Here is a 12704-nt window from a genome sequence, read left to right on the forward strand (position 1 = left end):
TGCATCACTTTAAAACAACGAAGTAAGTCAAACAAAAATATAATGGTTTCTTAGCTCAGTTGGTAGAGCAATGGATTGAAAATCCATGTGTCCCTGGTTCGATTCCTGGAGAAACCACTTTAAAACCTCTAATTCATTTTAGAGGTTTTTTTGTTTTTATTCATTATGGTTCATGTTCAAATCTGAAATGGAAAAGTCCATTTTTAGTGCTTGAACTGTTGAGTATAGTGCTTAGATGTTTTTCAGCACTTTATTCGAATAAACAGTCGTTCTGTAAGGTTAAAGAAAGCAGAACAGTGTTCCTTGAATGGGTCTACTATTCTGCCTGATATTTAAATTCTGAATAAGCTTAAGAAGGCCATGCTCCGAAATAAGAAGAATTCCCCAGATCTATCTGTTCTGCACTTACCACAAAACTGATATACATACTGTTGTCATCTACAGCATCGAAATCTACCTCATGCTGGATTACATACCCGTTGTTCCACTTCAATGTTGTTAATGTTCCTTCTTCGTGAGATTTGTTGAAAGTGATCTCTCCTACTGTAGGCTTATATTTTCCGTTCAGTAAACTTTCCAGGATGTCTGATTTATCAGTAGCTTCCACTGTGATTTTGATAAGAGCATTGGAAGGATCGGATGCTACACGTCCTGAAACGTCTGTAGATCTTGATACGCTGTAATTAAGCTTTAACAGCTTTTGTCCTTCACCGTTGTTGAATTTTAAAATTCCTCTTGAATTTCTTTCTGCCATGATTGTAAATTTTAATGGTTAATATATTGTGATTGTTCGTTTTCTATATCACCAAATATAGATGTATTTGTAAAAAGCAAATAGAGTTTATTATTAAATTTAAAAAAATGTCGTAATAGTACGACTAACACTTGTTAGGCTTATTATCTGTTATAAATCAAGTGTTTGCTACTATTTACAACTGAAATCGGAGTATTTTTATTGTCTGTTTAACATGATGTAAAGAAGCAACAATAGGTTCTCAAAATAGCCCTATAGAAAAAATCATCTGGCTCATCCTCTGTAAGCACAATAGTTTCTAAGGAAAATTTTAAAAATCAGCACTGAAAATCTTTTAATAAGGTTCTAGAAAAATTATATTCTAAAAAACAGAAAAAAATAAAACACACCAAAACACTGATGAACAATGCATTGAAGATATGACCCAGCTGTACCGGCACATTTATTCAAAAAAATTAACTGAAAAACTTGCGCGGTATTATAAAATGTTATACTTTTGCATCACTTTAAAACAACGAAGTAATAAACAAAAACATAAATGGTTTCTTAGCTCAGTTGGTAGAGCAATGGATTGAAAATCCATGTGTCCCTGGTTCGATTCCTGGAGAAACCACTTTAAAACCTCTAATTTATTTTAGAGGTTTTTTTGTGCTTATATGTTTTGGGATAATGCAAGTCAGGGGAAAAAATTATACAATCTCTTAATCCACCGAATGTGCATAGCCTACTTTTAAAACATATAGTTTTTCAAGCTTTCTCTACTGCCCCCGAGACAAGCCTCGGGGGAGCTCTTTAGATCAAACTACTTCAACAATATCATTCTTAGCTTATTGCTGCTTTGAAGTTACGGCTGCAATACCGCCTTTCAATGGCTTCAGTTCTTCATCGCTTACCCAATATTCACTTAAGACATTATTTTTAGAATTTCCACCTTACAAAAGCTTCCATGGCAGCGTAAGTAGCAAGTCCCATTTTATGATAAGTTTCTGCTGTTTCTCTGTTTCTTTCTTCTGCTCTCTGCCAGAATTCTCTCATGTCCGTCCCCTGGAATATGACTCCATCTTTTTGAGACTGATGCTTGAAAATCCCATAGCGTTTCTCCAAAATCTGGTCCGGGCTTAGTGGTACTGCCATTTCTATTTCTTCTATAGACCACTCTTTCCATGCTCCTCTGTATAGCCATAACCAGCAATCTTTCATGTATTCCTCCGATTTCAGATTTTTAACGGATTCAAAAACGGCATCTAAACACACCTTGTGGGTTCCATGAGGATCTGCCAAATCACCAGCAGCATATATCTGATGTGGTTTTACCCTGTCTATTATATCGGTCACAATTTCTATATCTTCTGTACTCAAAGGTTTTTTTTCTATTCTGCCTGTCTCATAGAAGGGCATTTCCAAAAAATGGATCTGGCTGTCTGGTATTCCCACATAATTGCAGGTGGACCTTGCTTCTCCTTTTCTTATCAGACCCTTTATATGCCTTACTTCAGGAATGTCTATATCACTGTTTTTCTTATTTTGTAAAAATTTGATCGCTTTGTCAAAAATCTTTCGCGCTGCATTATTTTCTATGCCAAACATTTCATTGTAATCACACACAAAATTTGCAAACCGCAATGCTTCAGAATCTGCTACAGCTATATTACCTGAGGTTTGATAAGCAACATGAACTTCATGCCCCTGCTGGTGCAGTCTTATGAACGTTCCCCCCATACTGATAATATCATCATCCGGATGCGGACTGAATATAAGAACTCTTTTCTTAGCCGGGGTTTTCCTTTCCGGTCTATTGGTATCATCTGCTCCTGGTTTACCGCCTGGCCACCCCGTTATGGTATGTTGTAATTTATTGAAAATCTGTATATTGATATCATAAGCTGGTCCTTTATCCGCCAGCAAATCGCTCATCCCGTTTTCTATATAATCCGAATCGGTAAGCATTAATATCGGTTTTTTGATTTTTTGAGCTAACCCTAAAACTGCTTTCCGGATCAATGCATCAGTCCATTCTATTTTTTCTACCAGCCATGGAGTATTAATTCGGGTAAGTTTATGAGCGGCTGACTGATCTAATACAAAAGTTGCGTTTTTGTGTTCCTGCAAATAGGAAGCCGGCACCAGATTGGTTACAGGACCTTCTACAGACTCTTTTATAATATTTGATTTAGATTCCCCCCACGCGAGCAGTATTACTCTTTTCGCTTCCATTATTTTCTTCACTCCCAATGTAATAGCAGTTCTGGGAGTATTTGACAGCCCTAAAAACTCATTGCTTGCCGCTACTCTTGTGATATGGTCTAATGCTACAAGACGGGTTTTGGAATTTTGTAAGGACCCTGATTCATTAAACCCGATATGACCATTGCCACCAATACCCAGAATCTGCAAATCTATCCCTCCTACGGCTTCTATTTTAAGTTCGTATTCTGTACAATAATCTGCTATTTCCTCTTTAGATAATGTTCCGTCAGGAATGTGATAATTTTCAGGAAGGATATCTACTTTATCAAACAATAATTCTTTCATAAACCGAACGTAGCTATGTACGGAATCCGGTTCCATAGGATAATATTCGTCAAGGTTGAAAGTAATGACGTTTTTGAAACTCAGGCCTTCTTCTCTGTGCATCCGTACCAATTCAGCGTATAAACTTTTAGGCGAGGAACCTGTAGCCAACCCTAAAATACAAGGTTGCTTTTGAGCTTGCTTTACACGTATAAGGTCTGAGATTTCTTTTGCTACGGATTTTGAAGCTGAAAGTGAATCCGTGAAAATAACTGTTTCTATCTTTTCAAATCTTTTTTCAAATCCTGTAGAGGAATCTATTGTGCTTTTTAACATATTAATTGGGTTTTGGGAATTACTACCATTAAATTTATATATAGAATTTGTATTTCTAAATTTTTAATTACTATTTTTTCAGTCATAAGAATAGTATTTTCACATTTCACTATTTCTCATATCCGGATTCTATTGTTTCTGGAGGTTTAAATTCTAATTGTTGAAACTTAGAAAAATGTATTATCTATCTGCTCTAATGTTTACGATACGATTGAAATTAAACCTATCTTCAGAATGTTATTATTCCCACAGATTCTCCGGATAAAGCTTTTTCATTCTTAATTCTGAAATACTTTTTTGTACAATTGCTTTATTTTCACGATAAGTAACTCCGAATCACCTGTCGTTAGACTGCCTCCGTATCTGCTGCCCATTCCGGCTGCTAAAACTATTGATGCAGGATGGTGATTTGTAATTCAGAATGGAATCTTAATAACACAAAACTTATCTATTTCCAATAAAAAACAAAGAAAACAGATACTACAGACATACACTACAAATAATAGTATTGACTTTCAATTACTTACAATCATAAATTTAGATCGCTACGATTAAAATAATGAGTTTGTTTAAATTTTAAGACCGGAAAAGCACAAGGTCTTTTGAAAAATAATAAATAGTTAGAAGGCTTAATTTAAGCTCAAGTGCATTTTGCAGCAGGTTAAATAGAAAATAAGTCACCAATAAAAATTTTACTGAAAAGTGTATTAGTTCATTAATAAATGTATTATACATCATTAATATAACAAAACATAAAACACTGAATAGCAAAACATTAAAATTACACAAGCATAACGTAGGATGGGTGTAGTAGGATTTTTTCTTCTTTTTAATTAATAATTTTCACATCTGAGAACAAATAATCAGAAAAAGAGAGGATGATGAAAAAATGTATCAGATGTTTTCCGAATACAGAACAAAAATTATTTATTTAGCCAGCTTAAACATTCCGCAATCTGCATTTTGCTGATAAAAACTTCCGCATTCACTTCCGGTTCCGGAGAGAGTCTAAGTTCAACTTTCTGGCTGGAATGTTTGATAATTTCGGAAACTGCCTCTTTATTAATGATAAACTTTCGGTTTATTTTAAAGAAAATTTCAGGATTCAGCTTCTGAATAATATCTTTAATGGTATCGTCATAAATATAGGTCTGATGATCTTTTGTGGTCAGGAAAAGGTATTTCCCGGAGGCAAAAAAATAAGCAGTGTTATGTTCATCTATTGATTTAAGCTTATTGCCTTCTCTTACCATAAAACGTTTCATTACCTCATCGTCTGCCTGTCGTAATGAGGACATCGATTTAAGAACCGGCTCAGGATCAAAATTATTTCTTATGGAAATAAATTTTTGTAACGCTTTATGCAGATCTTCTTCTTCGAAGGGCTTCAGAAGATAATCAATGGTAAAATGCCTGAAGACTCTCATGGCATATTCATCAAATGCAGTTATGAAAATAATCGGAGTAAAAAGCTCAACCTGTTCAAAGATTTCCAGGCTCATTCCATCACCAAGATGAATGTCCATAAAGATAAGGTCTGCGGAATCTTTTTCAAAAAAGTCAATTGCCTGTTTTTTGGAACGAAGAATAACCGTCTCTGTAACAGGGACTATGCTCTGTGTATCTAAAAGATTTTTCAGATAATTTACAGCCAGCAGTTCATCTTCTATAATGGCAATTTTCATAACGGTGCAAAAGTACAAAAAAACCGCTGAAACAATTAAGTTCAAGCGGCTTCCTCTGTATTGAATTTGATATGAAGTTCTATAAATTAGGGTTATTCTTCTTCGCACTCATTGGATATTCAATGGTATATCGCGGATCATTCTGCTGAAGAATATACTCTTTGCCACTAATGGTATGGCTTATTTTTTTCTGATTTGCTCTTCTTAAGTCGAACCATCTTTGTCCTTCTAAAGCAAACTCCCGGAATCTTTCATCCAGAATAAAGGTCATAAATGTGGCAGAATCCATTGAAGATACTGTATTTTGTACAGAAGTGTATCCTTCCGGAGTATATCTGTTTTTTAATACTTTCAGAAGTGTTTCTTTAGCCTCTGTCAGTTTATTCAATTTTAACAATGCTTCAGATTTTATAAAGTACTGCTCTGCTGTTCTGAAAGACACTTTGAACTCTAAACTTCCTCCTTTAATGACTTTATACTTACTACCATTTTTTTCAAAATACATGCCAAACCTTTTATCTGCGGTACTATTGTAAGAAGAAATAAGTTCCGGAGATACAAAAGATAAGTTTTTTATAGAATTATCCCATGTATTATCCAAAGCCATAATAGATTCCGGGGAAGCATAATGGTTAGGTGGGGTATTGACAGTGTTCAGATTGCTTAGATCACTTTTTACCGCCAGCACCTGATCTGCATAGTTCACAGCTTTGTTCCAGTCTCCTTCATAAAGTGCTGCTCTAGCTTCAAAAGCCAGCAATGCTGTTTTTGAGAACCTGTAATTAAGGCCTAATGCCTGCTTCTGCTCTACCATCAGATCTTCCGCCTTTTTAAGATCTGCATGAACCTGATTGTATACTTCCTGTACAGAAGATGGTTTCAATACCTGCTCAAGATCAATTTCAAGATTGATTGGAACTCCTCTGTCTGTAGAAGCCGTAGCACTGTTGTAGGGCTTTCCGTATAGATTTACCATATCAAAATACAAATAGGCACGAAGAGCATAGGCTTCTGCTAAAATCTGATTTTTCTCCGGTGAATCCTGCATGGTTTTGCTTCCTTCGATGATAATCTGATTCAGATAGAAATTCACGGAATAAAAGCTTACCCATGGAAATTCCGTAGAAGCCTGATCATTATTGGAATCTTTCCACATCGCAATTTCACGGTAGGAAATAAAATCTGCGGCATTGTCATCAATATTCACCTCATCGGTACGAAGGGCTACCAGAGATTTATGAACTGGGTATTTTGAATAGGCAGAAGTAAGTACTTTTCTGTAGTCTTCAACTGTGGTAGGAATAACTTTTCCTTCAGGCTGAATATCCAGAAATCTGTCACATCCGATATTGATAAAGCTGATTGCTGCAAGAGCTATAATTGCTGTAATTTTTCTCATTTTTCTCAAGTTTTAAAAAGAAACATTAAATCCTACGGTCACCGACTTAGTGATAGGCTGTGCATAAATATTACCATACGTTTCCGGATCGAAATATCCTTTATATCCGTTGCTGAATACAAACAGGTTACGCCCTTCAACGCTCAGTCTCAGACTCGAAATCCCCATAGGGTTTGTAAATTCTTTAGGAAGTGTATATCCTAAACGGATGCTGCTGATTCTGATATAGCTAATCTCTTTTGCCCATACATCCAGTAAACTGTATGCATTGGAACGGTTTCCGGTAAACCATTTATTAGCCATCCATCCATCCGGATTAGCATCCATATCAGGACTTGTAATTCCCGGAAGTGAGCCTCCTGCTTCGTAGATATCTCTTGTATAGTTTCTTCCTCTGTCCAGCTCCATACCTCTGTAAGAAGGCGTTCTCATCACCGTCTGCTTCAGGTTGAATGTTGCAGAGATGGTAAGATCAAAATTACTTACCTTAAAGGTATTGATAATTCCTCCGGTAAATTTCGGATCTCTGTCTCCCACATAGGTAAACAGGCTTCTCAACTCAGCGTTTGAAAGTTTGGTATCTACAAGCTGTCCCGGTAAGAAATCTGCATATACATCATATAACTTAAAGAATTCTGCTGCTGAAATCTTCTGATCTCCTTTCCAGAATAATGGATTTCCTTGTTCGTCCATTCCTGCGGTTTTCAACGCAAAAACAGCATTTACAGGCAGTCCTTCTCTTGATGGAAGCAATGCATTATCACGTGGCTGCTCGCTTAATACTCTACTCTTGTTGTGAGCAAAGTTGATGGTAGTTGTCCACTTAAAATTATCATGATTGATGTTTCTGGTAGATATTGCCAGTTCAAAACCTTTGTTTGTCAAGCTTCCCCAGTTCATCATTGTATATTCGAATCCTGTTTCAAGAGGGGTTTCTTTCATACTGATCATATCCGTTCCTTTTCTGCTGTAAACATCAGCAGTAAGGCTTACACGGTTGTTGAACAATCCTAAATCAAGCCCCAGGTTGGTATTGGTTGTTTTTTCCCATCTCAGTTTATCGTTCGGAGGGCTGATCACATTGATGATCGGTTCTTTTCCACCCGGAAGAATGGTTGCATCGTTATATTCACCGATAAAGAATGGCGATGTATTTCTGTCGATATTTCCCTGAAGACCGTAAGATGCTCTCAGTCTAAGGTTGGATACTGCAGAAATATTTTTCATAAAATCTTCCTTCGTTACCAGCCATGATCCTGAAACTGCCCAGATGGGAAGATATTTATATTTTTTATTTACCCCGAAAAGGTTAGTTCCATCATATCTTACACTTCCGAAGAAGGTATATTTCTGATCGTAGGTATATGATGCTGTTGCAAACATGGAAGCGTAAGCATTCTCTATAGGAGCTGCTTCACGGTAGGTTTCATATCTTTTGTCCGCTGCAAAACCTGAATTCGGGAAAACAATTGCAGTCGCTCTTCTGGTCTTCGGATCATATCCGAAAGCTCTTGTAATCGTTGTGTTATCCTCTGTTTTACGGATTTCCGTACCTGCCATCAAATCAATCTCATGCTTATTGATCTTTGTGCTGTACGCCGCCTGCAATTTCCAGTTGTACTGGAAGAAATCATTATCCCAGTTTTGTTTTACCGCACCAGCCGGCAGAAAGTAATTGTATTTACCGTCTTTGTAATAGCGGGTATTTTCTTTCATTTTTCTAGTGAAATAGGTATTCTCTGCTGCAAACTTCTCTGTTTTGTTTGCATCATACTGAATTCCTAACTGAGAGGTAAATCTTAAACTTTTTGAAGCTTTATATTCTAAATCTAAAATTGCCTTCAAAGAGTTGTTTTTCAGCGAATAGTTGGTATTTTCCCTTTCTTCGAGGAAGTTGAAAGGAATATAACGGTCTTCAAAACCATCCATATCTCTATCATAATTGTAGCTTCCATCTGCATTGAAAGGCTTCATGTAAGGATTGGCATTTCTTGAATAATTCACAGGGTTGATTGAGGCATCAGCATCCGTTACAAAAGATTCTCGCTCACTTTGCGTTCCAAAAATAGAGATTCCTGCATTTAACTTATCGCTTAATTTATAATTGTTTTTTAAAGTCAGGTTATACCGTTTAAAACCCGTTCCGATAGTTGTTCCTTCTTCATCATAGTATCCCAGAGAGAAATAGTAGTCTGCACGGTCACTTCCTCCGGAAACACTTAATCCGTATTGTTTGTTGATGGCATTTCTGTACAACAGTTTACCCCAGTCTGTGTTGTTATTTCTTAAACCGTTAATTTGCTGGCGTGTGAATGAATTCAACGCATCAAAACCTCCGTTTCTGAAAGCATCAAGCTGGTTATTCTGAGTCAGTATTCTCATTACTTCTCCTTTATCTGCGCGGTAAGTAAGATCTGCCCGCTTAGCAAGCATAAGTTCCAGGTCTACTTTTTCAGAGGCATTTAAAAGATTCAGTTTATCAAAATCAGGGCGTGATGTAACAAAAGTATCTGCTGAAAAATTTAGTTTCAGACTTCCTTTTTTCCCTTTTTTGGTGGTAATGGAGATCACTCCGTTCGCTGCTCTTGCTCCATAAATAGCTGTTGCTGCGGCATCTTTAAGGATGGTAATATCTTCAATATCATTTGGGTTCAGCCCTGCGATAGAGAAGTTCTGAAGCTGATCAATATTGTCTTTATCGGTAAAGTTAGGAACATCATTTCCTTCTAACGGCAGACCGTCGATTACCCATAGCGGATCCTGCGGCCCGGAAAGGGAAGCTGTACCTCTGATTCTGATCTTCGCCGGACTACCAGGAGCACCGGTTTCAGGAGTTACTGCCACACCGGCAATCTGCCCTGCCAGCATCTGGTCTACACTGGCAACACCAGCCTGGCTGATGTTGTCCATTTTTACTGTAGAAACCGCTGAGGTCTGCTTACGTTTTTCAATCTTCTGATATCCGGTGATGATGACTTCCTGGATTTTATTTTTTTCTGAAACTTCAGATGTCAGTCTGATGGTATAATTGGTCTGTCCTTCATTCAGCTGAATGACTCTGGATTCATACCCAGGATAACTGACCAATACTGTTTTTGTATCTTCAGGAATTTCCAGGATGAATTTTCCGTCCTTATCGGTTACTGTACCCACTGATACACTTTCGATAATTCCTGTTAGTTCTGTTTTTGTAGACACTGACTGCGTCTCAATTTTTATAGATGCACCCGTGATAAAATGAGAAGTATTGGCATCTTCTATTTTCCCGGTGATGGTTTTCTTTTGTTGGGCCATTGCTATATTAGCGGCCAAAAGAGGTAAAAGTATTAGAGTTTTTTTCATTGCCGTTTATTTGTTTAAAGCCTCCTGAATACGAATGATTAAATCTGTGTAATGTGCTCTCGAAGCATCATCACCTCTGTACCTGGTTCTGTTCAGTAAGTCCAGAACTTTCTGAAGTTCCGCTCTCTTGTAAGTTGTCACTTCAGATACTCTTTTCATGGATGAATAATTGATATTCCTCAAGCCGTGATCATCTTCATGGAAATTACAGATGGTTGGGATATTCAGTGTATCATCTACTTTCAATCCTTTTACTGCCGTCTTTTCAAACAACTTGTTCACCGAAACAATAAGAGCATCCACATAATTTTTCTGAGTCATTTTTTCAAGCATCGTAAGGCTTCCTTTTTTACTGAAAATGGCTGTTCTTACCTGATCAAATAAGTTCTCAACCGTATAGATTTCTTCTTTTGATCCTGAAACCTGATGCTTCAGCTCGTTTTCAAGCAACCTCAACAATCTGTCATCCATAAACAAAGAATAGATATTGGCATACTGCATTCCTCTTGCCATGGTATACGGTGTCTGCTCGAATGGTCCCATTGGTGAATCTTTTACCGGATACGTTTTTTCTGTAATCGGATTAAAGAATAGCCACTCCGGAAGGTTGATCGCATTTTTAACAAGGTAATCAACGGCTCTTCTCTGAATTTCTGCAGGAACAGCTTCATAGGCTTTCTTTTTATTTCCAAAAACAGTATTGTTCAGATAGATTCCACCTACATTTGCCATTACGTGACCTGTATACAGATCCCACTGCCCGATCACTCCCAGATATAATTTTCCGGCATCTGTGTATTCTTTACCGTCTTCATACGTCCATTTCAAAAGATTGTTAACCACCACTTTAAGGTTTTTTATTCCGTATTCGCTGGCTTTCATCGCATCATCACCTAAATCTTCAGACTGCGAACGCGGATCAATGGTTTCCAGGTAGCTCTGCTGCTCACCGTAGAAATACATCGGGTCGTCCTCGTGTTTTTCAATTAATTCTTTCAGCGCTTTTTTCTCGACAAATTCATCCGGATACCAACGGTACCCCCAGTCTATCACATATTTATCGTAAATACCGATTTTCGGGGTGATTGCTGTTACTCCGTCTTCCGGCTGAGCGACATAATTGTAACGGGCATAATCCATGATGGAAGGTGCCGTTCCCCCCATTTTGTCCGTAAATTCTTTGGAACGAAGCGACTCTACCGGGAAGGCAAAGGATGCCCCCATATTGTGCTTCAATCCGAAAGTGTGTCCCACTTCATGAGATGAAACAAAGCGGATGGCTTCACCCATATGTTCATCACTGAATTTATTTCCTCGTGCTTTAGGATCAATAGGCCCTGTCTGAATTCTCATCCAGTCATGAAGAGAAGTCATTACATTGTGCCACCAGATAATATCCGCTTCAATGATTTCTCCACTTCTCGGGTCTACTACTGATGGTCCCATTGCATTTGACTTTGGCGAAGCGGCGTAAGTAATTACAGAATATCTTACATCATCAATATCAAAATCTTCATCTTTTTCATCCGGCATTTTCGCAATCACTGCATTTTTGAATCCTGCCTGCTCAAACGCCGCCTGCCAGTCATGTACTCCGGCAATGATTTTCGCACGCCATTGTTTTGGTGTTGCCGGGTCGATATAATAAACAATCGGTTTCTTAGGTTCTACCAGCTCACCTCTTAAGTATTTTTCTTTATCTTCATCTTTAGGTTCAAGATTCCACTTGGTAATGAAGAATTTTTCATCCATTTTCTGCTGATTGTCATTAAACGACCAGTGTTTTTCGGAGAAAAATCCTACTCTTGAATCTGCAACTCGCGGTTTCATCGGTATTTCAGAAAGAAGAACCAGATTGGTAGTCACTCCTAATGTTACAGGAAGATCTACTCCACCTTCATTGACAGAGGTAGACAATTGTGACTTCACCACAAGGTTCTTAGGAAATGTTTTCACTCCTTCTATATAAGAAAGGCTTGATTTCACAGATCCTCCTAATCCTACATTGGCCAACACATCATTAAAGCTCTTCTGATTTCCGTCAAAAACTTTGTTCACTTTAATAGCCACCGCTGTAGAGTCGTTATTTTGTGCCTCAATATCAAAAACTTCAATCACAGATTCTGAGAAGTTATCTTTCACAGATTTTGTAATGGCATCATTTTTTGGGGATGACACTTTAGGAACCACAGTTTTTACCCAGACCTTTTTAGCTACAGGATCGCGGTGAAAAGAGATGACCTTATTTTCATAATTCATTCCTTTGTTTAAACCCGCTTCATTTACCTGCATCGGTACCTGCGAAAGTTTGTTAACTACCAAAAACTGACGTCCCATTAAACTGTCAGGAATTTCAAAATAAATATCCGTTTTTACCTGAATGGTATTAAAAAGTCCCTTTTTATAGGTCCCTTTTTTAATCAGGTCTTCAATTTTTTTTGTTTTTTTTGATGAGGATGTTTCTGTCTTATCCGTTTTTTCTTTATTGACCTTTACCGTATCCTTATCTTTTTTCTGAGCTACTGCCATTGGTGAGGCCATAGCGAGACCGAGATACAGCGCAAGTCTGTAATTCTTCATTAAAATAGTCCGATTCATTCCAAATAGTAAATATCTTAGTTTCAGCAAGCAAAGCTATAGGTATCGTGAATCATATATATAATATTAGGGAGTGAAT

6 protein-coding genes and 2 tRNA genes are annotated in these 12704 nt (G+C 37.5%); 2 read left to right on the forward strand and 6 right to left on the reverse strand.

From position 1 onward, the window contains the following. The first annotated feature begins 44 nt into the window (after positions 1–44). Positions 45–117 (forward strand) — tRNA-Phe (locus FB551_RS11540). Positions 118–349: 232 nt separating this feature from the next. Here FB551_RS11540 and tssD read toward each other — a convergent pair. Beyond that, positions 350–754, reverse strand: coding sequence for a type VI secretion system tube protein TssD (tssD, locus tag FB551_RS11545; protein ID WP_047434135.1), 405 nt, complete (start codon positions 752–754; stop codon positions 350–352). A gap of 540 nt (positions 755–1294) precedes the next feature. Here tssD and FB551_RS11550 point away from each other — a divergent pair. Then, a tRNA-Phe gene (locus FB551_RS11550) sits at positions 1295–1367 on the forward strand. A 305-nt stretch (positions 1368–1672) separates the two neighbouring features. Here the strand turns inward: FB551_RS11550 and nagB are convergent. From nagB to FB551_RS11575, 5 genes are all read right to left on the reverse strand, one after another. Then, positions 1673–3601, reverse strand: coding sequence for a glucosamine-6-phosphate deaminase (gene nagB, locus FB551_RS11555; protein WP_142017586.1), 1929 nt, complete (start codon positions 3599–3601; stop codon positions 1673–1675). Between the two features lie 923 nt (positions 3602–4524). Continuing rightward, positions 4525–5286 carry a LytR/AlgR family response regulator transcription factor gene (locus tag FB551_RS11560; RefSeq protein WP_142017588.1) on the reverse strand — a complete coding sequence of 254 codons (762 nt, stop codon included), beginning with the start codon at positions 5284–5286 and terminating at the stop codon, positions 4525–4527. A 79-nt stretch (positions 5287–5365) separates the two neighbouring features. Next, positions 5366–6685 (reverse strand): RagB/SusD family nutrient uptake outer membrane protein, encoded by a 1320-nt coding sequence (locus tag FB551_RS11565; protein WP_142017590.1) that lies wholly within the window; start codon positions 6683–6685, stop codon positions 5366–5368. Positions 6686–6697: 12 nt separating this feature from the next. Beyond that, positions 6698–10027: a SusC/RagA family TonB-linked outer membrane protein gene (locus FB551_RS11570; protein ID WP_142017592.1), complete on the reverse strand. Its 3330-nt coding sequence runs from the start codon at positions 10025–10027 to the stop codon at positions 6698–6700. A gap of 6 nt (positions 10028–10033) precedes the next feature. Then, complete coding sequence (locus tag FB551_RS11575; protein WP_226798675.1) at positions 10034–12607, reverse strand: zinc-dependent metalloprotease; 2574 nt, start codon at positions 12605–12607, stop codon at positions 10034–10036. Positions 12608–12704: the final 97 nt, after the last annotated feature.

Source organism: Chryseobacterium aquifrigidense, assembly GCF_006716485.1.
In the GTDB taxonomy this organism is placed as follows: Bacteria; Bacteroidota; Bacteroidia; order Flavobacteriales; family Weeksellaceae; genus Chryseobacterium; species Chryseobacterium vietnamense.